This window comes from Microcoleus sp. B6-A1 (assembly GCF_036705085.1).
Classification (GTDB): Bacteria; Cyanobacteriota; Cyanobacteriia; order Cyanobacteriales; family Microcoleaceae; genus Microcoleus.
The window spans coordinates 1-26395 of sequence record NZ_JAUBTU010000099.1; the positions used below are offsets into that span (position 1 = coordinate 1).

26 protein-coding genes and 2 pseudogenes are annotated in these 26395 nt (G+C 46.0%); 17 read left to right on the top strand and 11 right to left on the bottom strand.

From position 1 onward, the window contains the following. The 6 genes from QUB11_RS26225 to QUB11_RS26250 form a co-directional block, all read left to right on the top strand. Positions 1–589, top strand: a 589-nt coding sequence (locus QUB11_RS26225; RefSeq protein ID WP_333392067.1) for a hypothetical protein, incomplete at its 5' end; no start/stop codon positions are given. Continuing rightward, entirely contained in the window at positions 589–852 is a 264-nt protein-coding gene (locus tag QUB11_RS26230) for a hypothetical protein (protein ID WP_333156276.1), read from the top strand. The genes QUB11_RS26225 and QUB11_RS26230, both read left to right, overlap by 1 nt. A gap of 2 nt (positions 853–854) precedes the next feature. Next, on the top strand, positions 855–1394 hold the full coding sequence (locus QUB11_RS26235; protein ID WP_333156274.1) for a hypothetical protein: 540 nt from the start codon (positions 855–857) through the stop codon (positions 1392–1394). A gap of 284 nt (positions 1395–1678) precedes the next feature. After that, positions 1679–2899 carry an IS110 family transposase gene (locus QUB11_RS26240; protein WP_333206653.1) on the top strand — a complete coding sequence of 407 codons (1221 nt, stop codon included), beginning with the start codon at positions 1679–1681 and terminating at the stop codon, positions 2897–2899. A gap of 36 nt (positions 2900–2935) precedes the next feature. Beyond that, positions 2936–5485, top strand: a complete 2550-nt coding sequence (locus tag QUB11_RS26245; RefSeq protein ID WP_333206654.1) for an ATP-binding protein — start codon at positions 2936–2938, stop codon at positions 5483–5485. A gap of 278 nt (positions 5486–5763) precedes the next feature. Beyond that, a complete protein-coding gene (locus tag QUB11_RS26250; protein WP_333206655.1) occupies positions 5764–6438 on the top strand; it encodes an N-acetylmannosamine-6-phosphate 2-epimerase in 675 nt (224 codons plus the stop codon). Positions 6439–6714: 276 nt separating this feature from the next. On the opposite strand, the gene QUB11_RS26255 is transcribed toward QUB11_RS26250, so the two are convergent. Continuing rightward, positions 6715–7074: a phage holin family protein gene (locus QUB11_RS26255; RefSeq protein ID WP_333206656.1), complete on the bottom strand. Its 360-nt coding sequence runs from the start codon at positions 7072–7074 to the stop codon at positions 6715–6717. Positions 7075–7298: 224 nt separating this feature from the next. Between QUB11_RS26255 and mrdA the strand changes: the two genes are divergently transcribed. After that, positions 7299–9113: a penicillin-binding protein 2 gene (gene mrdA / locus QUB11_RS26260; RefSeq protein ID WP_333206657.1), complete on the top strand. Its 1815-nt coding sequence runs from the start codon at positions 7299–7301 to the stop codon at positions 9111–9113. A 456-nt stretch (positions 9114–9569) separates the two neighbouring features. Here the strand turns inward: mrdA and QUB11_RS26265 are convergent, their stop codons facing one another. Then, positions 9570–10070 carry a pentapeptide repeat-containing protein gene (locus QUB11_RS26265; protein WP_333206658.1) on the bottom strand — a complete coding sequence of 167 codons (501 nt, stop codon included), beginning with the start codon at positions 10068–10070 and terminating at the stop codon, positions 9570–9572. Positions 10071–10342: 272 nt separating this feature from the next. Next, positions 10343–15226: a DNA/RNA non-specific endonuclease gene (locus tag QUB11_RS26270; protein ID WP_333206659.1), complete on the bottom strand. Its 4884-nt coding sequence runs from the start codon at positions 15224–15226 to the stop codon at positions 10343–10345. Between the two features lie 64 nt (positions 15227–15290). On the opposite strand from QUB11_RS26270, the gene QUB11_RS26275 reads away from it, so the two are divergent. Further along, a complete protein-coding gene (locus QUB11_RS26275) occupies positions 15291–15413 on the top strand; it encodes a hypothetical protein (protein WP_333206660.1) in 123 nt (40 codons plus the stop codon). Positions 15414–15467: 54 nt separating this feature from the next. Here QUB11_RS26275 and QUB11_RS26280 read toward each other — a convergent pair whose 3' ends face one another. From QUB11_RS26280 to QUB11_RS26290, 3 genes are all read right to left on the bottom strand, one after another. After that, complete coding sequence (locus tag QUB11_RS26280) at positions 15468–15716, bottom strand: hypothetical protein (protein ID WP_333206661.1); 249 nt, start codon at positions 15714–15716, stop codon at positions 15468–15470. A 461-nt stretch (positions 15717–16177) separates the two neighbouring features. After that, positions 16178–16438, bottom strand: coding sequence for a hypothetical protein (locus QUB11_RS26285; protein ID WP_333206662.1), 261 nt, complete (start codon positions 16436–16438; stop codon positions 16178–16180). A gap of 181 nt (positions 16439–16619) precedes the next feature. Continuing rightward, the gene (locus tag QUB11_RS26290) at positions 16620–17651 is read right to left on the bottom strand and encodes a hypothetical protein (protein WP_333274941.1); all 1032 of its coding nucleotides are present in this window, start codon (positions 17649–17651) and stop codon (positions 16620–16622) included. 102 nt (positions 17652–17753) lie between these two features. On the opposite strand from QUB11_RS26290, the gene QUB11_RS26295 reads away from it, so the two are divergent. Beyond that, the gene (locus QUB11_RS26295) at positions 17754–18689 is read left to right on the top strand and encodes a metallophosphoesterase (RefSeq protein WP_333274943.1); all 936 of its coding nucleotides are present in this window, start codon (positions 17754–17756) and stop codon (positions 18687–18689) included. A 27-nt stretch (positions 18690–18716) separates the two neighbouring features. After that, positions 18717–19199, top strand: coding sequence for a PD-(D/E)XK nuclease superfamily protein (locus QUB11_RS26300; RefSeq protein WP_333139600.1), 483 nt, complete (start codon positions 18717–18719; stop codon positions 19197–19199). A 226-nt stretch (positions 19200–19425) separates the two neighbouring features. On the opposite strand, the gene QUB11_RS26305 is transcribed toward QUB11_RS26300, so the two are convergent. After that, entirely contained in the window at positions 19426–20301 is an 876-nt protein-coding gene (locus tag QUB11_RS26305; protein ID WP_333274947.1) for a DNA adenine methylase, read from the bottom strand. Positions 20302–20575: 274 nt separating this feature from the next. Here QUB11_RS26305 and QUB11_RS26310 point away from each other — a divergent pair, with 274 nt between their 5' ends. Continuing rightward, a complete protein-coding gene (locus QUB11_RS26310; protein ID WP_190657763.1) occupies positions 20576–20779 on the top strand; it encodes a DUF751 family protein in 204 nt (67 codons plus the stop codon). On the opposite strand, the gene QUB11_RS26315 is transcribed toward QUB11_RS26310, so the two are convergent. Next, positions 20759–20893, bottom strand: coding sequence for a hypothetical protein (locus QUB11_RS26315; protein ID WP_333181283.1), 135 nt, complete (start codon positions 20891–20893; stop codon positions 20759–20761). The genes QUB11_RS26310 and QUB11_RS26315 overlap by 21 nt on opposite strands. A gap of 230 nt (positions 20894–21123) precedes the next feature. On the opposite strand from QUB11_RS26315, the gene QUB11_RS26320 reads away from it, so the two are divergent. Together QUB11_RS26320 and QUB11_RS26325 are read left to right on the top strand one after the other, a co-directional pair. After that, the gene (locus QUB11_RS26320; protein ID WP_333139606.1) at positions 21124–21516 is read left to right on the top strand and encodes a PadR family transcriptional regulator; all 393 of its coding nucleotides are present in this window, start codon (positions 21124–21126) and stop codon (positions 21514–21516) included. A gap of 320 nt (positions 21517–21836) precedes the next feature. Beyond that, positions 21837–22370 (top strand): cofactor assembly of complex C subunit B, encoded by a 534-nt coding sequence (locus tag QUB11_RS26325; protein WP_333206665.1) that lies wholly within the window; start codon positions 21837–21839, stop codon positions 22368–22370. A gap of 42 nt (positions 22371–22412) precedes the next feature. Here QUB11_RS26325 and QUB11_RS26330 read toward each other — a convergent pair whose 3' ends face one another. Next, positions 22413–22649, bottom strand: a complete 237-nt coding sequence (locus QUB11_RS26330; RefSeq protein WP_333206666.1) for a hypothetical protein — start codon at positions 22647–22649, stop codon at positions 22413–22415. A gap of 84 nt (positions 22650–22733) precedes the next feature. Further along, a complete protein-coding gene (locus QUB11_RS26335) occupies positions 22734–23057 on the bottom strand; it encodes a DUF3155 domain-containing protein (protein ID WP_006635576.1) in 324 nt (107 codons plus the stop codon). Between the two features lie 395 nt (positions 23058–23452). Here QUB11_RS26335 and QUB11_RS26340 point away from each other — a divergent pair, with 395 nt between their 5' ends. Further along, on the top strand, positions 23453–24838 hold the full coding sequence (locus QUB11_RS26340; RefSeq protein WP_333392070.1) for a GAF domain-containing sensor histidine kinase: 1386 nt from the start codon (positions 23453–23455) through the stop codon (positions 24836–24838). Between the two features lie 28 nt (positions 24839–24866). Beyond that, entirely contained in the window at positions 24867–25559 is a 693-nt protein-coding gene (locus QUB11_RS26345; protein ID WP_333206668.1) for a hypothetical protein, read from the top strand. A gap of 100 nt (positions 25560–25659) precedes the next feature. Here QUB11_RS26345 and QUB11_RS26350 read toward each other — a convergent pair. Further along, positions 25660–25807 (bottom strand): annotated as a pseudogene (locus QUB11_RS26350) (IS1 family transposase); the annotation flags it as partial. 105 nt (positions 25808–25912) lie between these two features. Between QUB11_RS26350 and QUB11_RS31365 the strand changes: the two are divergent. Both QUB11_RS31365 and QUB11_RS26355 read left to right on the top strand, forming a co-directional pair. Then, positions 25913–26017: a transposase gene (locus tag QUB11_RS31365; protein WP_445299645.1), complete on the top strand. Its 105-nt coding sequence runs from the start codon at positions 25913–25915 to the stop codon at positions 26015–26017. Positions 26018–26261: 244 nt separating this feature from the next. Further along, positions 26262–26395 (top strand): annotated as a pseudogene (locus QUB11_RS26355) (RNA-guided endonuclease TnpB family protein); the annotation flags it as partial.

Genomic DNA, 26395 nt, shown 5'->3' on the forward strand with positions numbered 1-26395 from the left:
GCCCTCTACTTCAGCACATCAGCCCCTCAAAACTTTTTCAACTTCCTCCCGTACAAATCAACATCAAAATCGGAGTCGAAGCATGAGCTTACAGTTACGACTTTTTGGCGGTCAATCTGACGCTGGAAAAATGACCAGCAGCGGTGGCAACCACGCAATAGATAAATCCAAGGTGCTAGCAGCGACCGACGCAGCCACCATCTCGCCGACTAACCCCGGCAACTTTGACTCAATTCGATCGGTTCCGGTCGTGCCGTCGCCGCGCTACTTCGATCGCGAAGAAGCCGACAAGCTCAAAGAGTTGGCAAAGCAAAAAACTGAGGACGCTCGGCACACAAAACGGAGTTACAAGGCACTGGGGAAAATTGAAGCGGCCGATAAGACAGTGCACAAAGAGCACCGGAAATACGAGGGAGTAGTTGCCGAAAACGAACTCGGCAAAGTGCGGGCCAATGCTGGATTAGCAAAGAAACTGCACGGACTGCGATCCGGTTATGCACGACTGGGTTTAGGAATTGACAAAGCAGACAGCGACGCTCGCACCCGTATTGACGCCATTACTGCCAAACTCACCGGGGGAAATAACTAATGCGAGCGATGTACTTGGCTAATTATTTTCTTAGCGGGTGCATCGCTGCCAGCTTTTTAGGCTGGTTAGCGTCGCTGCACCCGAACGCACTTCGCGCCGTTTTGTGTTTGCTTGCCGTAATTGCAATAGCTTGGGGATTGAGTTGGCTGCTCGATTATTCTGTAAGCAATTTGCTCAAAATCTCAGTTGCTGATTTTCAAGCTTTGTTAATTGGAATTTTGGCAATGCTGTTAATTGGTCTAGGGGTGTTTGTATGCAGTTAAAAATGTTCATAATTTCAGGCACGGCGCTGACTTTGTGGCTGACACCTCTCACAGCGCTTGACAAGCGCATCAGTTGGCACAAATCGTTGCAAGGATTGAGCCTCTGTGCAGCTATTGCTTGCGCCGTGCAAGCTGGAAATATCGCCCGCCAATTGGCTAAAGAGCTAGAAATTGAAACCATAAAAACGCGCGCAATCACTGCCGACGTTATTGATGAAATTTCAACAAGCGCGTATATTTCCCAGCAAGAACGCCAGCAGGAAGCAGAACGAATTTTGAACGGCGCGCCGGAACGTTCCGACGAAGTGGAACGGCTAGAACGATTGATGGCACTAACTTGTGACGAACCAGAACGGCTAGAACGTTCTGAGCAAAACTCATTAACTAAGGAGGAGTCTGAACAGCTAGAACGCATTTTGCAATTAAAAGCGCGCGGTTACGGCAAAGCAAAAATAATCTTTGAATTGTGGGGAGTTAACAAGGGAGGCAGCGCTAAGTACAAATTAGCAGAGGCTGAGTACAACCGATTAACTCAAGAGTAAACCGCCTGATGATGGCCGCCGGGAATCAGCGGCCGAAACTCCCCTTATTAAGGGGGAGTCGCGGATCGATTCCAACCCGAACCGCCGATTAAAAAGGCGCGATTTAGGGCTTTCAGATTGAATCAAGCTGTAACGGCTTTTTTGGTTTCATAAGCTCGGTCGCCGCCAATTAATTGTTTATCTCGCGCACTTAGAAGCTTTAAGAGTGAAGTAGGCTCATGTGGCCTTTGGGTGATTCATAAGCTGCTGCTGCGAGATTTGGAAACCTCACCCTAAAAAATGGAATGACTCAAATTATTGGCTTGGATATTAGCAAAGCCTCGGTTTCATGCTGCTTAATATCAGAAAAAATCGACGAACCGCGCGAGTTTTATTACCGCTACAATTTCCACAAATTTGCTGCTACCGCCCACGGGATTAATGAATTACTTGCACTAATTGGATCGGAATTGGATCGGGAAAACACGATCGCAATAATGGAACCGACAGGGATTAACTACCAAATCCTCTGGGGTACGCAATTGGCACGGGCGGGGGTAGAAGTGCGGCTAGTCGGGCATAAGGAGTTAAGAAGTTTTCGGGAGCATCACCTTGGACTGCCAGACAAAGACGACGACGCCGACGCGCTTGCCCTTGCAATTTATGGCTGGGATTACATCGACACACCGCGCCGATTTGTCCAAACGCGCGATCGCACAATCGTACAAATTCGCCGGCTGGTGCTCCGGCTCGCGCACCTTAACCGAGTGCAAAGTCCGATTATTAATCGTGCTCGCCAAGATTTAGCGTGGCAGTTTCCAGAAGCGGCGCTGATTAAATCGCTGCGGTCTGGTGAAAAAGTGCCGTTGCTTTGGGGCTGGTTATGCGGCGAGCGACAGTCAGTTAAATACGATTTGCTGTTGGATCGGTCGATCGGACTGGGAATAACCGATGACTTAAGAAAACACGCCGCCAGAATTTGCGACTTGCAGCGGGAAGAAATGGTTCTTGAATTTGAGCTTTCTAAATTGGTGGCAGAGCCGCAGTTCTTGCCATACCGGAAAGTGTTCGCTCAATTCGGTTTCGGCCGCCGCGTTGAAGCGCTGCTTTTGTCGCAAATTTTCCCCTTTGAAAATTACCTCGCCGCCGACGGCAAACCCGATATCAAAATTCGCAAGGGAAGGCGATCGGGCAAACCGACAAAGCGGCACTTGTCACTTCGCAGGTTTTGCAAGGCTTTGGGATACGCGCCGTCGCAAGAATCAAGCGGCGACTTGCAAAAATCTAAAGTTGTTGGCGGTTCGGATTTATGCCGCCGTGCTCTTTGGCAGTGGATTTTTACCAGAGTCGAGGTAAAACGCGCTCGCATAGGTAACGACATCGGCGATCGGCTCGGCGAGATTATGGACGAGGAAAAAGCCAGCGGCCGACCGGTGCGGTTGGTGCGATCACGCGTGGCAGCTAAAGCGGTTAAGCTGTTATTCAAAGAACTGGTGCGCGAGCTTGTTCACTCCCAAAATCTATAATCTAAAATCTAAAATCCAGCAGGAATAATTACTAGAGTGAAACCAAAAACCTTAAATCGGACTTTGCCGCTAGCAACCTTTGAGGCTGCTTACCAGTTGTTACAGCAAATGGCTGAACTCCCTGGGGCGATTTGGCTGACCGACGATGCGATCGCGGATTCTCAAAATCTGGAAAATTCGTCGGAAAGGTTTGCAGCAGTGGTATCAGAGCATTTTAGCGCGCTGCTGCGGGGCAATCTATTAGATGAGTTCGCAACAAACGGACACAAGCACAGCGAAAAAAATCTCTATTCGCAATTGAATGTGCAGTTGACTTTCGACCCTGGGGCGATCGCCAATTTCCTGTCTCCCCTCGCCGAAAAACTCGCAGAAATAACGCCCGCACCCTCGTGGCAAATTGACATTCGCGCCCTCAAACAAGCAATTAAAAATATACAGCCCAACTCGGCAGTTCTTCAAAGCGAATTTACCCTAAATTTGCTGGATATTCTCGCGGCCAATGCCAGCCCAAATAATCACCTGCCCCTACACAGCCAAACAGAAATAGAGGGAAAATCCGCACCCAAAGTTATAGATCCAGAAACGCTACAGAGCCAGATTGCTGAAGCCGTCAATCAATTACAAATTGTCAGTCCCTGCATTTCATTTTGTCAGCCAGTGGAAGATGCTTTGCAGCAGCAGCTTGAACAAGAGCGACTTTTGAATCAGGTGACAACTCAAATCCGCCAGAGTTTGGAACTGCCTGTAATTTTGTCAAAAGCAGTCGAGCAAGTGCGAGAGTTTTTGGAGGTCGATCGCCTGTTAATTTATCAATTTGAAAAAGTGCCAGCACCGCACAATGGCGAGTTAGCTAAAGAAATACCTGCGGCGGTTTCTGGGTCGGGCGAAATCATAGAAAATTCCGGGTCTTACTTGTATTTAGGTCGTGTAACTTACGAAGCTTTAGCTAACGATACTATCTCGTCTGTACTGAATTTTAGTGAAGACGCGCAGTGTTTTACCAATGGAGTCATTCACCGAGAGAAATATCGCAAAGGTTTGGCTTTGTGCGTTGCGGATGTGGAAACAACTTACTCTTCGCAACCTTGTTTTTTAGAGTTGATGCGGCGGGCCAAGGTGCGGGCGAAGTTGCTAGTGCCGATCGTAGTTCAAGACGACTTGTGGGGGCTGCTAATTGCCCACCACTGTACTTTTCGCGAGTGGGAAGAAAGCAAAAAAACATTTTTGCGACAAATAGCAGAACATTTGGCGATCGCCATTTACCAAGCCGAACTTTATGCACAAGTCCAGCAGCAAAAGCGCACCTCAGAACAGCGCGTAATAGAGCGCACGCGAGAACTGCGCGATGCACTGGTTGCCGCCCAGTCTGCCAGCCTCGCCAAGAGCGAATTTTTGGCAGCTATGAGCCACGAATTGCGGACTCCTCTCACCTGCGTCATCGGCATTTCCGACACGCTGCTGCGGTGGTCTTACGGCAAAGTTGGCAGCAAAGAAGTGCCAGTGCAAAAGCAGCGGCAGTACCTGCAAACTATCCGAGACAGCGGCGACCATTTATTAGAATTAATTAACGATATTTTAGATTTATCGCAAGTAGAAGCGGGAAAAGCAGTATTGAAAATTAGTGAATTTTCACTTTCTAAATTAGCTTCTCAGAGCCTGCACGCGCTTAAAGAAAAAGCTGCGGCTAAAGGCGTGCAACTGGTGCAAGAACAGCGGATCAAACAAGAGTGCGATCGCTTCACCGCTGACCCGCGCCGCTTGAGACAAATTCTATTCAATCTTTTAGGAAATGCGATTAAATTTACTCCCGAAGGCGGGCAAGTCATCCTGCGAGTTTGGGTGACAGAAGATAAAAATCGAACGCCGGCAGTGCGGCAGCCCGGTACTGCACCTGCTGGCAGCACCGCTGTTTTTCAAATCAAAGATACCGGCATTGGAATTCCCGAAAATCAGCGATCGCTTTTGTTTCAAAAATTCCAGCAGTTGGATTCCCCCTACCGCCGCGAATACGGCGGCACCGGTCTGGGATTAGCTTTAACTAAACAGTTAGTAGAGCTTCACGGCGGCGCGATCGAAGTCAACTCTACAGTTGATGTCGGCTCTACTTTTACCGTTTTTATACCCATCCAAACTCTAACCAAAGATGAATCCACAAAATTTAAATATGAAAAATCGAATTCATCTTTACCGCTGCATTCTTCATCATTGCGGGGCAGCCTCGTGCTCGTCGAAGAAGAAGAAGAAACTGCCATGCTGATTTGCGATATCCTGACAGTCGCAGGACTGCAAGTGGTGTGGATGATTGAAGGTTCGGCGGCGGTGGAACAAATTGAACTATTGCAGCCCAATGCTGTGATTGTCGATATGCGTTTGCCCGGTATGAATGGCTGCGAAATAATTCACCAACTGCGCGAAAAACCCGCTACTGAAAATATCAAAATTCTGGCTTTAAGCGCTAATGAAATTCCGCCAGATCAGATATCTTTCGTGACTGCGGGAGCTAACGATTGTTTGGCTAAACCGATTCACCCTGAGCAATTGCTGGACAAAATTATTTCTTTAATGGCTGGGATTGGTAATGGGTAATACAATTTTGGATTTTAGATTTTAGATTTTAGATTGGGGAATTACCACGAATTTCAAAGGTGGTACCGCCACGTGATTTATCCCTGGAATCAATCCAAAATCGAAAATAGAAAATCCTCAAGCCCCCGCATTTATCCGTGGGATCAATCTAAAATCTAAAATCTAAAATCGATTGACTCATTGGATATGGGTTGGGATATGGTCTACAGTTACATTCTTTTTTTTGAACTGGTATAATTTGTAATTTCCAATTACCAATTCCCCATCCGCAATTCCCCATGATTTATTGTCAAATTCCTACAGGATTAATTGTTTCTTGTCAAGCACCTGCTGATTCGCCGCTGCACGATCCGATCGTAATTGCGGCAATGGCTCGAACCGCTATCAATCGAGGTGCATCGGGGGTGCGGATTGACACTCCGGCTCACATTGCAGCAGTGCGAAAACAGATATCCGCTCCCATAATTGGGATTTGGAAGCAGCAATTGCCGGGATGCGAGATTTACATTACTCCTCGGTTTGAAGACGCGCGGGCGATCGCCGATTCTGGAGCCGATATTATCGCCGTTGACGCTACTGAGAGAAACCGTCCTCGCGGCGAAGACTTAAAGACATTAATCGCGCGAATTCACAGCGAATTGGGCAAATTAGTGATGGCGGATGTAGATACAATAGAAGCTGCGATCGCGGCAACCGAAGCTGGTGCAGATACTGTAGCAACTACTCTTTTTGGCTACACTCCCCAGACGGAGAAATTCTCGCCACCGGGATTTGATTTGCTTGCGGAAATGGTAGAAAAGCTTAAGGTTCCCGTTATCTGCGAAGGCGGGATATCGGGGCCGGAAATGGCTAAAAAAGCCTTGGATTTAGGAGCGGCGGCTGTTGTTGTGGGGACAGATATTACTGGGATTGATCTTAAGGTGACAGCCTATAAGTCGCTGATGGGGGAGTAAGTTCGGCAACGGATTTTTTAACGGATGTAACGGATGTAAGGGATTTAAGGAAGTTCGGCAACGGATTGTTTAACGGATGTAACCGATGTAACGGATTTAAGGAAGTTCGGCAACGGATTGTTTAACGGATGTAACTGATGTAACGGATGTAACGGATTGAAGGAAGAAGGGAGAAAAAATATTCGGCGATTGAAATCGCTTGTAGGGAAACGAAACGCGCAAGGTAAGGGTGGGAAATATCGGGCGATTTCAATCGCCCTTTATAAGGGGAAGTTGCTAAATTAGTGCGCCGTTGATAAAGCTGCTAACTACAGCTAAGGCGATCGCCCCCAGTACGGCGCTCCAAAGGCCCATCCGCAAACTAAATCCTTCAACTAACTTCGCCGCCGAGGCAAAAACAATCACATTCATGACAAAAGCAAACGCGCCGGAAAGCAATCCCAGCGTCAGTAGGTTCGGCACGAAAAAAACTGCTTTCAGAATGGGCAAAATTAAAACATTCAACATTCCCAAAACCGCAGCGGAAATTACTGCTTTCGGTGTGCTGTCAATTTCTACGCCGATCGGCATTTTAGAAATTAGCAGCAAGCTGCTGCCCGTGACCAGCCAAGCAATCAAAAAATCGATCGGTTCCACAGCGCCCCTACCTCCTTAACAGTTGAATTGTCAAAAAAACTTGATATTTAACATACATCTTATATAGCTTAATTAAACAATCCGGCTGATTCGTCTGCCAATCGACAGAATTTATGTCTGTTACTAAAGAGTTAGGAGTTATAATCCCTGTAATCATCTGCCCAATCATCCGGATGAGAACCGTATCAACCTGTTAGTTGAATAAAAAGAGCAGATTAATTAATATGGCTGGCGATTTTTCTTTTAACTCTAAAGTCCGATTCGACAAAAATGGCTTGGACAATGCTTCACGGCAACGCAGCCGATCGCTCCAAGTTATGATTTTTATGCTGCTCGTCACTACCTTGATGGCGCTACCGATATTTCGTCTAGCCGAACTGCAACTGGTACAGGGAGCCTACAACCGACAACGGGCGGAAAATAACCGCATTCGCCCTGTTTCAGTCCCAGCGACTAGGGGTCAAATTTTAGACCGCAACGGCAAAATTTTTGCGGCCAACCGCGTATCTCGATCGGTCTATGTGTGGCCAAAAGAGCGATCGGCCAAGGAGTGGCAAGAGATCGCCGCTACACTGGGCCCGATCGTCAAACTTCCCGCGGCCGAAATTATCAAAAAAATCGATGGAGCAGGCTACAGATCAGCCCTGCCAGTGCGAATTAGTAAGGATATCGATGTCGGTACTTTCGTCGCTTTGGGAGAACAAGCTAATACTTTGCGGGGAGTTGAAATTCGCGTAGAATCGAGCCGAGACAATCCCCACCAGCAATTAGCAGCTCACCTTTTGGGATACGTCGGCGAAGCTAGTTTAGAGCAATTAAAAGCTAATCCTGCATATCCGATGGGGATGCTCGTCGGTCAAATGGGAGTTGAAAAATTAGCCAATTCAACTTTAGAGGGCGTTTGGGGAAACCGTTTAATCGAGGTAAATGCTAAGGGCGAAGAAATCCAAGATTTAGGTGTAAAAGACCCTATTCCCGGCAAACCGGTGCAGCTAACTTTAGATTTAGATATGCAGAAAACTGCGGAAAAAGCTTTGGGCGAGCGCCTGGGTGCAGTTGTGGCGATCGACGTAAAAACCGGAGCTCTTTTAACAATGGCTAGTTGGCCGACATTTGACCCCAATATTTTCACCCGCAAGGTGACTCAAACAGAATGGGATCGACTGCAAGGGCCAGAAAAACCGTTTTTAAATCGAGCAGTTCAAGGTTATCCAGTCGGTAGCACTTTTAAAATTGTCACTGCTATAGCCGGGATGGAGTCTGGCAAGTTTTCTCCTGACTCGACTTTAGGAACTTCTTCGTCAATTAACATCGGCGGAATTTCTTTTAACGAACACAGCGGCGGTTACGGCGTTATCGGTTTCCGCGATGCTTTAGCCTACAGCAGCAATACGTTTTTCTATCAAGTAGGCATGGCTGCCGGCCCCGAAGAAATGGCGAAAGCAGCTAAAAAAATGGGCATTGGCGGTACTATTAATTTAGATCTTTTGGGGTTAGAATCCGCCAATCACGGTCAAGTTCCGATACCCGCAGAGAAACAGAAAATGTATGGTGAAGATTGGTACGTTGGCGATACAGTAACCATGTCGATCGGTCAAGGTTTGGTACTTTGTACTCCCCTAGAATTGGCTGTGATGGTGTCAACTGTTGCTAATGGCGGTTATCGAGTTCAGCCGCATTTATTGGCTTCTCAAACCAACACTCCTATTACCAAAAAAGTTCCCACAGGTATTAAGCCTGCAACTTTGAATGTTGTTCGCCAGGGATTGATTGACGTGGTGAAAAAAGGTACTGGCAAACGCCTGAATGATGGTACTATTCCTTTAAGTGCTGGTAAGACTGGGACGGTGGAAATGCCCGGTCATCCTGACAATTCTATGTATGTGGGTTTTGCTCCTGCTGACAAACCGGAAGTGGCGATCGCAGTTATAGTTGAAGGCGGCGGATTTGGTTCTGTATCGGCGGCACCAATTGCTCAAGAGGTATTCCGAACCTATTTTCAAAAGCAGGGTTTTAAACCTACTAATAAGCCTTTCTAGTCATTCGTTAATTGTTGACTGTTGGCTGTTGACTGTTCTCATTTTGTCCCCTACTTCGATCGCACTATTCTTGATATCTTGGAAAAGTGCGATCGATCAAAAGTTTTCCCCTACCAATCGTCTCACTTCCACGGTCGATAAATTCATCATTTGCGCTACCTGTTCCAGACTCATTCCAGAATTTAATAGTTGAGTTACGAGCGATCGTAATGTTGACTCCGCTGCCAGTCGTCCCAGGTTCTCTTCCTTGTGAGTCTTCAAAGGGGTAAAAGGCGGTAAAAGGGCGATCGGCTAATATTGCTCTTTAGTAAATGCAGTATTAATGAAGATGAAGATTAGTTCAATTTTATTAAAAGTCAAGAGCCTGGTAGGCCTAGCAAGTTTTCCCGCCTACGTTGTTTGATTTAATAATATAAAGAAAGTTCACGAGTCGCTGTAACAGCGGCTCCAAGTGAATTAATAGACACAAATACCTAGACGTTGGCACCCATCATTCCTCTCACTGCCATCGGGCATAATAGTGTGGCAGAAAATACATTCTTGTTCCAGCCAGTATTCGATGTCTACACCGGAAGCACCGAACAAATTAGAGCGATAGAAGTTGGTCTTCTCCACCAGGGTTTCATCCAACTCGGCACGTACTAAACAAGCATGAGTCAAGTCAGCTCGATCGAGGATCGATTGAGCGAGGGTAGCTCCATCCAAGCGGGTATGTTGCAGGATGGCGTTCTCCAGAGACACTTCAGCCAATTCGGCTCCAATCAGGTAACTTCGAGAGAAGTCAGTTCCAATCATCGAACCCTGCAGAACAGCCCCGGAAAAATTGGCATCGCTCAAGATTGCTCCTTCCAAATATATGAACGCACTAACACGAATCCCAGCAAAGTTTCGCTCGCCAGCAGCATAACGTTCGAGCAATTCGGAGGCACTCATTTCAGTAAATAGCGATCCTTTCATAGGTCGTCTTCTCCTAAATCTCCATTACTCAAGAATAAGGTAAACTATTAGTCCGATGTTGACACTTGATAGGCTCTGGAAAGACACCGGATTCTTGCTTCTGTGGCACTTATCTATACAGAAGTTCCCCTCAACCGCCCATAAAATCAAGGTAGCAGGTGGAGGGTGATATCAAATCCGGTTAAATGCACATAGTTCAGTAGGGGCAAACCCCCCGTGGTTGTTCCCTCGGTACTGTGGTTAATCTTTCCGGGTTTGATATGAGGAGTAGCTTATGGTCTGTTGTTGTTAATCCATTGTTGGATGTCCGCTATGCTTCTGCTCTCAATAACCGCTTGTTCAGCCGTTGGAATATTAGAGAAAAAATCGTACCCAATCTGGTTTTCAAGCCAGTCAATATTTCGGAAATTATTGATGTTGAACAAATCTTTTGTAGGCACACTGTCATCGTTCGGGACATAGAAGGCAAACGCCATAGCATTTGACTTCACATCCAGAGGATTTTGACCTGGTTGATCCAGGATCAAAAACCCTTTCCACAAGTTAGACGGAACACGAATCAGAGAGCCATCGGAAGCTGTTAAGGTAGCTCGTTCACCCTCACCACCAGCGATGACATAAAGCTCTTTACCAGAGCTAGCAATTTTCTGTGTCCAAGCTTCGAGTTCAGCCCATACACCACCATTATTTTTTCCGTTTTGTGGAAGTATATTGCTCATGAGATAAGTTGCTTGGGCATCTTTCTCTGTTCGTGACCGATCCCTTTGAGCAACTATATGACCTCTTTCATAACGCTGTCGATCGCTAGCGCGATTATTGATGATATCGCCAGTTGGCTGCACTCGATAAAAATCTGTAGGCAAGGTTTCGTCAGAAATGAACGAATTATTGGGTAGTCGTCTTACAGAACCAAACCACGAACTATTTAACTGATAACTAACCCAATTTGGATTTTTGGTACTGTTGTTGTATGAGAGAGTGTACTGAGGCTTCTCCAACAGATAGTTATCGGCGAAGTTAATCGCATCCGTTCGTGCCTCTTGGCGGTTGCTACCCGATAGATTCACTGGCTTTGGATTCCCAAATAGTAGATGCTGACTCTTAAAGAAGACATTATCAAGGAAAGCTGTGCCATTGCCCTCTGACTCAAACGTGAGAGTCGCCACCTTACCCCGCAAGTTTTCAGGCACATCTAGGGTAAAAGTTTCAAACCCCTTAATTCCATAGCCAATCTTACGAGTGTCCGCCAGGTAAACTGTTGTATTATTGGTTTGACCTTGAGCTGCTTCCAAATTGATAGTAGTTGAAACACCAGCCGTGCTACCATCCACTGCTTGCAAAGAGACTTTGATCCTGCCAGCGTTTAACTGTGGAGTATGCAGATCAAATCGCAACGCACCCCAGTCGGGTACAACAAACCGATTGTGAACAATGTCCTTGACTCCGTTGCTTCCTAATTTGAAGGCATAGTCTGGTTCGCTTTTCCCTTTGATGGACTTTACATCTTCCAAATTTTGAACCAAGTCAATATTTGGATTGGATTGACCGTTGTGGAATGACCACCCAGGTAGAGCGTTAGAAATATTCCTGCGAACTTGGCTCAAATTGCCGCCAAACGGATCGGTAACAGCATCAAAATTGCCGTTAAACAAAGTAGGAACTGCATCATCGCCGCGCATTCTGCCGCTGTAAGTATTGTCGAAACTTAGTGGAACCCGCGGCTGCGTTTCTGGGCGCAAAGTTTCACCGCCACCGAGTACAGAGTAGAACCATCCGGTTCCAATTCCTTCCCAAGGAGCGTCAGCGCTACCTTGGACAAAGTTTGCATCTGTATGATTTGGGGTGTACCAAGGATTGACGCGGTTGGGATTAGTATCGTAGAAGTCGGCATCGAACAACACCTCGTAACCTCCATCGCTGCGACGGCGGTAAACTGGATCTTTGAGCCAATCCACCGCATAGCTGGGTTGCGAATCCGTTAAACCCAGATTCGCACTGCCGGAATACCAATTAAGAACTCGTCCGTGAGTAGCACCCAAACCGCCCCCAATTACTGGAATAGCATCGGTTTGTCGGGTGAAGCCCGCCCGACTGTCAACACGGCCGGTTTGCTCAGAACGAGTTCCCAAAAATTCGACTACATCGGGGACACCGAGGAGATTGCCATCTTCATCTTTGGGGAACTGAAGTCCGGGTTGATTGCTAGTATCTTCTGGTGGCAGAAGGTTAGGAATATTTCGACCGTTGGGAGTCAACGACCCCAAACCATTCGGATTGGCTGTAGTTTGGTAGTAATTATCGGCAAATGTAATGCCTTCCCAAGTTTGCACTTTTGGCTCGTAGAAGTTCCTAAACCCTCCAATCCCCACCAGCGAAAGACTCTCCTGATCGAAGTCGTGGGGGTCTATTGTTGTTACTTGAAAATCACGGCCGAATTCATTTGTTCCGCCTGCCAAGGGGAATGCTGTCAGCAAGCGCTGCACAATTTCACTATTAACAACTGTTCCGCGACTGAAGCCAATAAAGTGCATGGGAGAGTCGAACAAGTCACCCTGCTCTCGAATCAGTTTCCCTTCGCTGTCGTAAAAGCGCGGCCTCCCTTGAGAATCGAGTCCTCCAATAGTTCCGCCCAAAGCTTGGTCTAACTGCACCAGCGAGGCGTAGAAAGCATCTGCTGCACCTTCTGTAAAACCAGAATCAGGCACGCTTGATTCGTTGTTTTGAGCCCAATCAGGCAGAAGCACTAAAGATTTGTCGCTGTAATTGTCAGATATGTAAGTAGCTAATTGTTCGAGGTAATTTGTTGTGGTTTCTGGATTTTGACCTGCGGGGAAGTCTTGCATCACAGCCCCATATTTATCGACAGGAACCCAGAAACCTGTACCCTTATCGTAGCGAATAATCAAACCCCCACCCCCTGCATCCGCGATATTGTTTGCGATGTCAAAAAAGTTAGGAGGAATTACTGCTTCTGCAACTATCGGAGGTGTAAAACCGTGAGTGAGAACAGTGACGCTTCTGAACGGAGAAAGAGAGCTTTCTAGCTGTGTATTAAACTCCCCAAAATCAAGATTTCGCTCTCCCTCAGTGTTTATTGCTTCGACAGCCCAATAATAGGTTTGACCTGCTGTGAGAGTCCGGTCTGGATCGAGGGTAAAATTGTTGTTATCTCCAAACCTGTCACCTCCATTCCAAACCCAGCCACCAGAAGGCTTCCAAGTTGCTGTGAGAATGCGGTTGGGATTAAAGTCATCAAACTCTTGCCACGGAGAACTCAAAAATTGTCTTTTTTCCTCTTGAGTTAGGTCGGAATCGGGCAGCACTTCAGATAAATTGACAACTTGGTCCCAAGGCAACAGACCCTCACCTTCGGGGAAGGTACTTACAAACAAATTAACTTCGCGTATTTGGGAATCAGGAATGCTGAAATTCCACTCAAAAGTCGGAGTCAAGTCATTTATTGTATTCTCACCTGGCCCAGTTAAATCCAGCCAATCCAGCGGTGTCGCGGCTAAACCGCGAGAGTTAGTCGCAGCAACGGGAGCTCGCTTGCTACCAGGCGGCACGCCGTAAGTATACTGGTTGTTCGCATCAGTCAGAATCTGGAAGTCGGCAGCAACACTAACCGCTGGGTTAATATTATCGATCGGCACTGTGGAAAGGTCAGCAACCGTAGCATTTCGTGCCGTAGTGGTGTCAAACAAAGGCAGCCCGACACCCCTACCTTTAGCATCAATTTGAAATTGACCGGGGTTTGTCACTGTTTTCACGAATTCTTCAGTGTCAAAGACATACACCTTGCCATTAGCACCGCTCAAATTGGGATAGGAAGCATAGAGGTACTTGCTATTACCTGAAAGCGCTAAATCAGTAGCAAATCCGTCGGGAATTGGTCGAGTTGCTGCTACTAATTGCGGATTTGTCAGCGGGTCTTTGATAATGCCGATATTGCTACCGGCCCGCGGGTCTCCATCCACGCTGGGCAATTCCTGACCGAAAAATTTCGTGTCCGCATTGCGACCCACAACAAACGCATAGCTAGCATCCGGTAAAACCGTTACCGAAACTCCCTCATTCACATCGAAGTAATCAAAAGTTGAACCCAGCCCTAAATTTGTATATCGGGTGGTAGCAGCAAAACTCACCGGGTCATTATTAGTAATGTCCAATACCCCAAATCCTTTGCTATCTTTCCCACTGTTTGTAAAGGTCATGGCTAAGGGATTGACGGTGCTTGCTATTCCTTGTACTCCTTCATCGGCTGTGATACTTCCGATTAATTGATTCCACTTTTTAGAGTTTTGACTGGGGTCGCTGGGTCGGTCTTTGGGGTCAATGTTAACAGCGTAAATTTTGCTGTTCGAGCCGTTTGGTGCGGTAACAAACAGCTTTTTGCCGTCGCTGCTAATGGCTATTTGTCGCAAACCGCTTGGGGCTGTACCGACTGGGATGGTTTGGGTGACTTGGTGATAGGTTGAGGAAAACGGGTTGATATCGAGAACGTAGATGGAGTTGCTGCCGATTTTTCCGTCTGCGATGTAAGCGTATTGGTCGCGGGGGTCTAGGACTATGGATCGAGGTTCTGCACCGCTGGGCAAATTTATCGGGTTAATACCAGCGGTATTCGGCTGAGTGTCTACCTGTTGCCTGGTCATCGGATCGACTAAAGCAATGCGCCCGGAACGATCCATCGCTACATAAGCACGGCTGCCGTCACTGGTGAGTGTTAGTTCTCGCGGTCGATCGAGTATATCATCCGTGCCTACAGAAACGCTGGCAATCGACAAGTCGCTGCTATTAGTAGCTGTGACGACTGATTCGGGATTTGCACCGTTAATAATTGCGATTTTATCTGTTGTCCACTGCGCGCCAAAGATGTATTCTGTATTGTTTTCTATTCGGTAAGGACTGCTATCGTATTTAACTTCTTTGGCTGGTTCTGAGGGATTTGGGCTAACTTTTTCGTTTTGCTTGCGGCTGATGACGATGCGGGATTCACCTAACGGTAAGGTGTTGGGAACTTGAACGGCGATTTCAAATTGATTGTTTGCCAATTTGCGACTTTTGTCTGTCAAAACTGTTCCTTCGTAAGCTTGTCTGCCTACGATAAATTTAACGGTTAAGTCGCTGAATCGGCTGCCTAACGGGTCGCTCAAGTTATCTACTAATACATTAGTACCCGTGATGAAGAGAACGGGTTGATTGTTGGGAAAAGATTGATTGTTGCTGTCTGTAAACTTAAGTTCGGCACTTTGGATGATGGGAGGTGCTTTCGGATTAGAAGCTGTTGGTGCGAGTTGGGATGCGCGTCTTTCGCCGATTAAAGCATCTTTGTCGGAATAGTCGAGATCCCTTTTACCTATAATTTCCCCAGTCAGAGCATCCAGTGCGCTATTTTTATTCGCAAGGATTAAAATCTGTGTTGGGGAAGCTCTGACTCAAACTGAGGGAGTTGGAAAAGCTGGCGATGTCTTCAGCGCTATTGTTGTTGTCAGCGGCCCGAAGTGGAGGGAGTGTTTGTTCTGAGATGTTGCTGGCGTAAGCTTGACTATTGAGTAAGTTTTTGGTATCAATCTCGAATTCTGGGGCGAGGAAATTCTGAAACGGATCTTGAGAGTTAAAAGGTGAATCTTTAACAAGTTTCATGTTTAATTTCCGTAGATGCGAGTGAGCTGTTTGCTTGTGATAGTTTCAAACTAACTAATTGATGCGCTTCACCCTTCATTCAAGAAGAATGTGTGGATTCGGACTTAATCAAGTTTTTAGTGCGTGATTTTTATTGAGTTGCCAAGCTTTTATTAAGAATAATGTTCCCGTATTTTCGGCAGCAAGTCAATCACGGAAATTACTGATATTTTCCGTCGGGTACTGGGAAACTGGCAGTGTCCGCAACAACTTAATAGCAGAGCATATGTGAAGGTTGCTGCGCTAGTTAGTTTGTTTGACTGATAAATTGTGATTGAATTGTTAAAATTTTACAGATTCTTTATCAAAGTAATGTACGTTACTCAGCCAAAATACTTAGATTGTTGTAGGCTCGCATTTCAAGCCTACTTAAATTGACTGACGGGAAATTACGGAACAACGGGAGCATCTCTGTTTGGCTTTTAGAGTGCGAGATATTCAATAGTTCGCACTGTAAAAAAAATGCTTTTTGCCAAAATCGAATGCTCCCTGTTGTTCCCTTGTTCATAATAAATGAAAGAATTAGCTGACACGTAAACATCAGAACGTTCTTGAAAGTAAAGCTTGACAGCTTCTACGCTGTAAGTCATGTAATCGCGCGTGATGTCGCTTTCAGCCATCGGTTCTCCGTCGCTGCTGGCATATTCAATTTCTACTTGTTCGACTTGAGTTAAAATTGTCATTTTTCAATTTTCCTCAAAGTTAATTAATTTAATGGTAGCATTCTGTCGGGTTTGAGAAAGTTTCAATATCCTCAACAAAATAAACAGCGGTAAGGTGTGCAGTGCACACCTACATGATTAGGTGCTGCGTCCTGGACTTTAAGGCTGGTAAGATGGTGTACAGATACAGACTATTTAAATTCTAATTAATCCCTCTCTCTAAAATAATCATTTCCGAACCAACAACCGGACTTCTAGCTATTAACTTGCCTTCCATATTCGCAATTTCTAACTTGCTGAAATCGAGTGAGTTAGCTTCTTTCCACATCTTCGTTGCTAGTTGATTTTGCTCAACTTCGCTGAGTTTGTACCAATCAGCAGCGACTTTTACTGTCAAAATGCTGCTGGCAAAATTAGCTTTAACAGACTCAACTAAACCGCCGCCCAGTCGATTCTTAATGTCAGTAACTTGATTTTGAATCGCAGCAATCAGAGACTGTTCGGGCGTCAGCGGTGGCGGTGGGATAATTTCTACTGGTTGCGGTTTTTCCGGCGCCACTAAATCGGGCAACTTGCTTTTGAATTTAGGAGAGATTGGCGCTGGCGGTACGATCGCCTCTGGCGATTTCGGCGTTCCCGATGCCATAAAATCATCAAAGGTTGGCGGCGACTGCTGCGCTGCTGGGAGAGGCACTTTTGCTACTTTCTCCGGCGGTTTTGCTGAGAAACTGTTGAGAGTTAAACCGACTACAACGATCAGAATTGCTGCTATGGCCGCGTTTAAAATTGGATCGGACAGCTTCTGGTTCGTAGATGGTGGCAGTAGCGATCGCACTAGCCGCACAATACTTTGCCAAAGTACACTGACGTTCTGTAAAAAGCTCCCTTCGCTGCGTTGAGATACAGGCTTTTTATCAACTTTTACAGCAACTTTTGGTGGCACGCTGTTAACTTCCACAGCCACAGCGGGAGGAGTTACTGTTGCTGAGTCTGAAGCGGTGGGCGCGATCGGCTTTTGGGCCTGCAAGGGGGGTTCGGCTGGTAATTTTTGGCCTTTTTTTCCCAAATTCGCAATCGATGCCATCAAAGTTTTGATTCTCTGATTTTTGGGAACCGCGCTGCTGGCATTTTGAGTTTTGCTGCCAGTGGGGGCAGACTTTGCGGCCGAATCAACCTCCGGTGTCGGAGATTGAGAGGGTTCTGGAATTGACTGGTTTAGTTGTTCTTCTGACATTTTCTCTGCCTTGGGGCGTTGCAAATATATGTAAACGAGATAAATTTTAATTGAGCCATCTCAACCTTAATTTATCATTTCATTAGTTGTAACTGAATCAAAATGAGCATCAAACGCCGTCACTTTCTAATTTTAGGCAGTCTCAGCAGCTTTGGTTTTGCCGGAGTCTGGAAAATGTTTCAGCTTCGGACTGCCTGGGGTACAGACGCCAACGCTGCTGTCCCTTCTAACGTTGAGGCAGAAAGGGCGATCGTCCCTTTGCCGGCCTCACCGCCTATTTTACGCTTTATTTCGGTAGCCGACACCGGTACCGGCGCAGAAGGTCAGTATGCTGTCGCTGAGGCGATGGCGCAATATCACCGGGAAAACCCTTTTAATGTTGCTGTTCTCGCCGGCGACAATATCTACAATAACGGCGAAATTGAAAAAATTAATGCTGTTTTCGAGCGTCCTTATCAGCCATTATTACAGCAAGGTGTAAAATTTTATGCTTGTCTGGGAAATCACGATATCCGCACTGCTAACGGCGATCCGCAAGTTAAATATGCGGGTTTTAATATGCAAGGTCGCTACTATACTTTTCGCCGCGATCCCGTACAGTTTTTTGCTTTAGATACCAATCACAATGCGGATTGGAAAAATCAGCTTGTTTGGCTGGAAAAAGAGTTGAGTCAGAGCACCGCACCTTGGAAAGTTGTGTTCGGCCATCACCAGATTTATTCCTCTGGCCTGTACGGATTGAATCAATCTTTTATTAAGACTTTGACGCCTTTGTTTCAAAAGTACGGCGTGCAGCTTTATATCAACGGACACGAGCACAGTTACGAACGCACTCGCTCGATTAACGGTACGACTTATTTAATTTGTGGTGCTGGTGGGGGCACTCGTCCGGTGAGTCGTTCTGAGTGGACGGAGTATTCTGCTAGCCGCCTGAGTTTTGCGACGTTTGATGTCTATGAAGACCGGATGTTTGTCAGTTCTATCGGTACTGACAAACGGGTTTTTGACAGGGGAGTGATCGAAGTGCGATCGGCTTAATTCAAATTATATTCAGGAGGCAACAAAATGAATAGGGGTTTTAGAGCCAATAAAACTGGTTTTGTTTTAGAAACAACTGTAGAAGGTACGTTGAGAGGCCACGGATATCTCGAAATATGCCCCCAGTTGCCGAAAAAGCGCAAGCGAGATTGGCTCTTAATCTCTACTGAAAATCCCAAGCGATATGCTAAACAGGTTTATATCGGGTCTAGTATCTATGAAACTGAAATAAATGTCGATTTTTATATTGTTGGTTGCGGTTTATTTCCTCTGGGTCTAATTGTTGAGTGCAAGTGGCAAGAAGACAAAGGTTCAGTAGACGAGAAGTATCCTTACCTCAATTTAAATATTAAAAATTGTTATCGGGTGCCAACTATTGTTATAGTGGGTGGTGACGGTATGAGACAAGGTTCGATCGACTGGTTTAAAAAACAAATTCCTGACAATCAAAATCTGTTGGCAGTTCACAAGCTCGAAGGTTTTATTACCTGGGCTAACAAATATCTGTAACAGAAATTACGGAACTTGGCCGCGTCTGGCGAAACTAGGTATTGCTCCTACAAAATATGCTTAGGATCGCGAATTAAATAATTTACACAAGTTTGTGGGGAGTATGGGTTGGGCACTCTTAGCCCGCCCTTTCTGGACGGGCGGGACGCCCATCCCACAAGAACCATCACGCATTGTAAGTTATTTAATTCTCATTCCTTAATTAGAGACTTGGCTTAAATAAGATTTAAAATAAACGTATTAATAATTCCTTGATTTTTCCGCGTTTGAAACTATTAGAATTAATTCCTCTAGATGCTGAGATTTCAATGAGCTTTGGCAGAGATTTATTTGGGAAAACTTGAGTGTCGCGGTAGATTTTTTCGATAAAATCGCAGTTGGAATTAGACAGCATAACTTTCACGCCCCGTTCTGCAAGTTGGGCAAAAATATCTCTCAGTTTAAGCTGTTCCGATTCTTTGAAATTATCCCGGCTGTAAGTGGTGAAGTTACTGGTGGCACTGATTGGATAATAAGGCGGGTCAAAATAAACAAAGTCTTCGCTGCTGGTAGCAAAATCCAAAATTTCATCGAATTTTCTGACTTCAATTTGAGCGGGCGCGAGTAAAGATGAGACCGATCGCAGTAAATCTGCTTGACAAATGTTAGGATTTTTGTATCGACCTATGGGAACATTAAATTCACCTTTTGAGTTTTCTCTGTAGAGGCCGTTGTAACAAGTTTTATTTAGGTAAATCAGGCGTGCTGCTTTTTCTATATCTGTTTTGTAGGAGCGCGATCGCACCGAGTAATAATAATCTTTATTGTTCTTGGTATGTTCTAACTGATGCTCCTCTAAAAGTAGAATCAGCTCCTCAACTTTATCCCTGACACAGCGATAAGCATTAATCAACTCAGGATTAATATCTGTTAAAACAGCTTGCAAACCAGGGTGCTGCTGTGCTAAGTAAAAAAATACAGCTCCGCCGCCCAAAAAAGGCTCGTAGTAAGTGGTGAACTTTTCAGGAAAATAAGGTTGATATTGTCCAATCAACCGAGTTTTGCCTCCTGCCCATTTCAGAAACGGACGTGGCAAGACGAAAGAAGGTGCGGCAGCAGACATTTATCTAGAAATAACGGCCCTCTAATATTTATCACAACTAGAACTCAATAGAAATACTTCTGAAGTTCTTACCGGAGGTCGCGTGGCATTAAACAGAGAGTGCCGGAGCGATCGGCAAAAAGTTTTCGTTAGAATTATATATGTCAGCCTCGCCGGCAAAAATGCCCGATCGCCTGATCGGCAGATTTAGCTCCGGCTGTGCCAAAATTGTCTAACTCGCTCACAAGTGTTACCAGTCAAAGATTGTGCTGTGACACTTTACCCCACCAAGCTCATGCAAGATTTTATTAATAACGTCTCTCGCTACCCGCGCTTTTTCATTACGATATGTCTGGGAATTTTCTTTTTCCTGTTCGAGCGACTCAAACCCCTGCTCGATCGACCGGCAACTGCGATCGCCCTGATTAGTTCGATTGTAGCGACTTTTGTCTTTCTAACTTTTACACTGCGGGCTATGTTAGGCCTGAGTTCGGTTTAAAGCCTGCGCTTGAACGCAAACATCAAGGGCAAATTCAGTTAAAACACTAATTCCCCAAGTAACTGCCAACTCTTGCAGGCGATCGCACACTTGACAATAGTCGCTGCGATACATTGGAAGAGGAAAAAAATTGCGCTAGTTACGCCCGCGCTGCTCAACCAAGGCGCAGGCAAACATTACCGAAGTGCAGGACAAGCGTTTGGGGCTATCAACATTCACTGGGGAAATACTGCACCTCTGTTTCCCCGGTGTCCCACTTAATCATTAGGAAGCGGCACACCCCGCCCCGCTTTCCTCTCCCGTTAACCTGACGGTATCACGAGAGTTTCCAGCGGACAAGACAGATGAAGTTTGAACATATCTATCAATTTTTTCAAGACCCCCCTCCTGTTTATCTAAACAAGGAACTAGCGGTGTGTTACATTCTCTCCGTGTTATTGCGCGGAGATTCCTACGGTACAGAACTGATTGGCCAACTAGAGAGGGAATTCCCCATCTACCGACTTTCTGATACCGTTCTCTACAGCGCTCTGAAATTCCTCGAAGATGAAGCCGTAATCACCGGTTACTGGAAAAAAGTAGAAGGACGAGGCCGCCCCCGCCGGATGTATCAAATCCTCCCTGAGTGGCGGCACCAAGCTCAAGACCTCGCTCGTCTCTGGCATGAGTACATTGGTCAGGGAAACGGCGCGTCAGAGCGTCGTTCCCGCGCCTTAGAAACTGGTCAGACGGGTTAGCCGAGTTTGAATCGGATGCCTCAACCCTGGAGATGCTGGCGCTACTTGCAAAGCGATTTGCCTGATTGCCTTCGCTTTGCTTGATCGCCCGCCGCACAGCGATTAAAGCAGCTAAACTACGTCAGGACTTACGCATTGTCACTTGAGAATTAGCGACGATGGGGAGATAGGGGAATTGGGTGATGGAGAGCAAAACGCCTTGCAGAAGAAGCTTTCTGCGAATTTTGATAACAAAGTGTCTGCGTAAGTCCTCGATCGCTTTTTTATGTAAAGTTCTGTAAAGTAATAGTAGATAATTTCAATTACACAAACTTCTACCGATGGATACTGCTGTTCTTCCTTCTACCTTTGTGCTGACGCTACTGTTGGCTGTTGGCTTGTTTTTCTTCATCAAGGCTTCAGTCAAAGATCGAATCGAACAAGTCAAGCTGGCTTCCGAGAGCGCCCAAGAGTCACTGTTAACCGACTTACAACAGTATTTTGCCCAGAGAGCTTACCGAGTTGCAGCCGTCGATGCCCCCAACTATAAAGTCACGTTTGAGGGTTTTGTGCGGCCGAGTTGGTTTCTAGCTATTTTTCTAACACTGCTGAGTGCAGGTGGCACTCTGTGCTTGGGACTGGTTTTGGGAATGCTAGTTCCTCAGCAGGGTCAAATTTTCCTAGCTTTGGTAATGCTGTCCCCGCTGGCGGGGGTATTTTACTGGAAAAAAGCTGGACGTTCGGAGCAAGTCTCCCTCAAACTCGAATCAGTTGCTGAGTCGGGAAGCCAAACCAAGAGCTTTGTTACTGTCAGAGCTCACCGGGATGAACTAGCAGCCATGCAAAAAGCTTTAGATTTGAAGCCGATCGATTAAAAGTTTGACGCGGAACGTTTTTTGATATGCTAGATGCCGTAGTTAGACTTCTAGCTGACAAACCGATAACTCAAGTGCGGCTCTCTCGTTGATAAACCCGTGGCTGTTTTTTTGATCCACTTGTTCGATCGACAAATTGATCGACAAAACAGTCAAAAAAAAACCATTATCGTGAAAGTGCCAATTGTGGCGATCGCCCTTGGGCTGCGATCTAGCCTGTTGCGATGGCTCCTTATACCCTAATTTGTAAGGACTTTTCGCAGAAAATTCAGTTGGCACTCTCCAGACAATGAGAACTCTCGCGCTTTTGTTAAAAGACTTAGAAAAACATTGCCGTCAATGTTTTGAGCTAAACATTTTGAGCTATGCGCGACTGGCTGACACCACAGGAATTTTTTCTGTGGTAGCTTCCAACATCACCTTTAAGCTGGGAAACAAGAAATGGTTCTCTTCTACGTATTGGGCTCCAAATAAACCTTTTTCAGCCCAGAAGTATCTGTCAGTGGTATGCTCGTTACGCTTGACTAACAGCAAAGCTGGGGGAGCAATGCCTTCTGCATGGATGAACTTGCGAGCCGCTGTTACGGGTTTATCTTCGCCGCTCTCGATGCTATATTGAGGCACACACTCTAAAATTCTGCGTCCTTCTTGTCGGCGGCGACTCTTGCGTTTGCGTCTCCTGGCCAATTTCTTTACCTCCTCTGTGAGCAGACAGTATGAGCAGACAGGTTGTAATGATAGCTACCAAATCCGAGGCCAGTATATCCGTTCTAGCTCAAAAAATCAACTGTTTTTAATATATCGACATAATCTTCACATTCGTGCCGATCGACAAAAGTGTAACGGTTGTGGTAGGGCTGGCCGCAAGTTCCGCCAAAAGCCCAGCTTGGGGATCGGTGGAAGCTGCGCGGACGGGGAGGCGGGGCAATTAGGGTTCATGAAAGCCCCATGCCTTCAACATAGCTGCCTTCTATCAAAGCCAAGAAACCTGAAATCTAGAAGTCTCTCATCAGTAATCGGCGGTCGATCATTTGTAATTTACTTAGAATTCCGTTAGATATCTTAATGTGGCGCTCATGTTAATGCCAGCCAGTTCAGAATTTGTCAAACTTTGCCGCTCGCAGGTGGCGATCGCCGTCAGTTTGGGAGCGAAATTCAGCGCGGTATACCTGACACAAGAGCTCGTAGAAGGCAGCGAAGCAAAGTTGGTGCCGATCGCAGTTTACCCAGAAACCTCAGCCGAATCGGAAGAAAATCAGGGGTTGAGGTTACAATCTTCCGAAAGCTCGACAGTAAAACCAGTACCGCGACTGCTGGCGCCGCCTGTTGTGCCTGTGGAAGAATCAACCGTAGGCGCGATCGCACCTGATCGACTTCCGGGTAAGGAGCGCAGTTCCCATCAGTGCCAAGGCCCGGAGAATGTGTGGCAGCAGCGGATGCAAATTGTGACGCCTCTGATACACGAGGGAGCTGTAATGGGACTTCTAGTCAGCGGTCGGCAAGACAGGCCTTGGAACGAGCGAGAGGAGGCTCAGATACAACAAATTGCTCGCACCTTAGCCCTAGCCTGCATTTTAGACCAGCGATCGCAGTGGATGCAGCAGGAATTGGGTACGAGTCGGCAAATCCAGGCTCAGGTTTACGACACGATGCACAATTTGCTGCACCAGTTCAAAAGTCCGTTGACAGCGTTGCGAACTTTTGGCAAGCTGTTAGCGCGGCGGCTGGTACCGGAAGACAAAAACCGCAATGTGGCTTTTAGTATTGTCCGAGAGAGCGATCGGCTGCAAGAGTTGCTTGGCCAGTTCGATCGAACTGTTGACACCGGCGAATCACATCTAAAACTGCGATCGGGTACTTCAGAAAAAGCAATCTCCAATGTGGAATCAATCCGGCATTCTCCTCTGTCGCTGTCACCTGCGGCAAATGTGAAGGAATCCTGTTTTGTTACAGAAGTCTTAAAACCGCTGTTAAATTCCGCCGAGGCGATCGCCTCTGAAAGGAATCTGAAATTGGTCGCCGACATGGAGGCGGATTTGCCACCAGTCTGGGCCAACGATCGAGCTTTGCGCGAAGTTTTGAGCAATTTAATTGACAATGCTTTGAAATATACCCCTGCCGGCCACCAAATTTATATTAAAGTCAGGTACAAAGTAGGGGATGGCGATCGGGCAGGATACAGCCAATTGCCTGCCATAGCAGTTGCCGTCAGCGACACAGGTTCCGGCATTCCCCCCCAGGATTTAGAGCATTTATTTGAGCGGCACTACCGGGGAGAAAAAGCGCAGACAGAAATTCCCGGCACAGGATTGGGTTTGGCGATCGCCCGCGATTTAGTCCGCCAAATGCAAGGAGAAATAGAAGTATTTTCCCCTGTCAATCCTGAATGGCTGCCATCGGCGGAAACTCATTTATATCCAACCAATCGCGGCACTACCTTTGTGGTTTGGCTACCCGTGAATAAGTAACGAACTCTATTGCTGGGAGACATTTTTTATGAAGCATCTACCTTTATTCGATAAAATTCCCAAGTTTTCAACTTCTTTAGAAGTTTTCAAAAAACACTTTTTTCGTGTACGGTTTTTAGCTGCTTTTAACATTCTGACTATTCTGATTTTGTGCGCGCTGAGCATATACGCCAAACTCAACAACCAGGGAGACGGAGTTGAACGCCTGTTTAGCGATCCTTTTAATTTCTGGTTCCCTTACGAAGGCATTCTCACCGGAGTTTCCGAAGTCCTATGGTGCACCCCAGTCGCAATTTGTGCATTTACTTTCGGAGTGCTGCGCCAAAAAGAGCCGCGGAGTCGATCGGGGATATTCTTATTTTTTAGTGCTTTACTGCTGGGAGTCTTTTTCCTAGATGACAGGTTTCGGATGACTTTGATTATTTCTCGGTTGGGAATATCTAAGAAATTAATTTATTTGTGTTATGGTAGTGCAGTTTTCCTTTACGGAGTTAAGTTTTGGCGATACATCAAAACCACTCCTTACCTGCCATTAGTCGCAGCATTCCTATTGTTGGCTATCTCGCGGTTTGCGGATCCTTTACACTTGCGAAATCAAGGAGTACACGCGATGTTAGAAGATGGCACTAAATTATTAGCTCTTCTGAATTTAGCCCTGTATTTTTGGTACGTCTGTCATCATGAAGTTTGGTGGCATTTGCAGCAGAGAGAAGAACGTTGAGCGCCTCGATGATATTACAAAAAAGGCCTGGCTGAATTAGGGTATCACTAAGCAACACCGGGGATCGCATAAAACCAAAATAATTTCTTTGATTTTGATATGGCATCGGAAGCTCAGCAAATTTTAGAGAGTGAATTAATAATCGAAGGGAATGTCTGAGCAACTTGTTGCCTGATTTAGAATAACAAAAAGTTTTTCCTGTCAAACGAGCTATCAGGATGTGTTAATCTTGTATTTACGCGCTCAACAATTTAGCAGCGCCCTAACTGAGGTAGCACCGGATTCATAGGCTTTAACTATTTTTTTACGAAACTCGATCGCATAAAGTTTCATTTTTTCGGCTTATCTACGGAATGCAGTGTACTAAATATACATGGAATATACTGTATTTTTACGACACAGTTAGTAACGCCTCGGAAGAGATTGTTAAAAAATATATTGAAAACCAACACAATTAAGTTAGAAGAATGTGGCTAAAGCCGCATCAAGTCCACACCCCAGAAAAGGAGGGACTTGATGCGGTAAAAAATTCTGTCAGAATTCCGATTAATGAGGAATTAGCAATTACCCTATTCTCATGCAACTGAAAACCGGTATTGTAAAACTTCATTGAGTTTATAAGCAATTATAAACAATAATGGTATTCTATTGTTGTGAGTGTTGAACAAGGAATACGCATAGCCCAAAAAACGCAAGTCTCAAATGCAACTAACACAGAGGCACATCATTAAATCAACGTCACACCGTTTCGCCCAAATAGACGAACTAGCTTTCAAGTCCAAAAACCTCTACAATGCCGCCAATTACGTCATTCGTCAGAGCTTTATTTATGGATG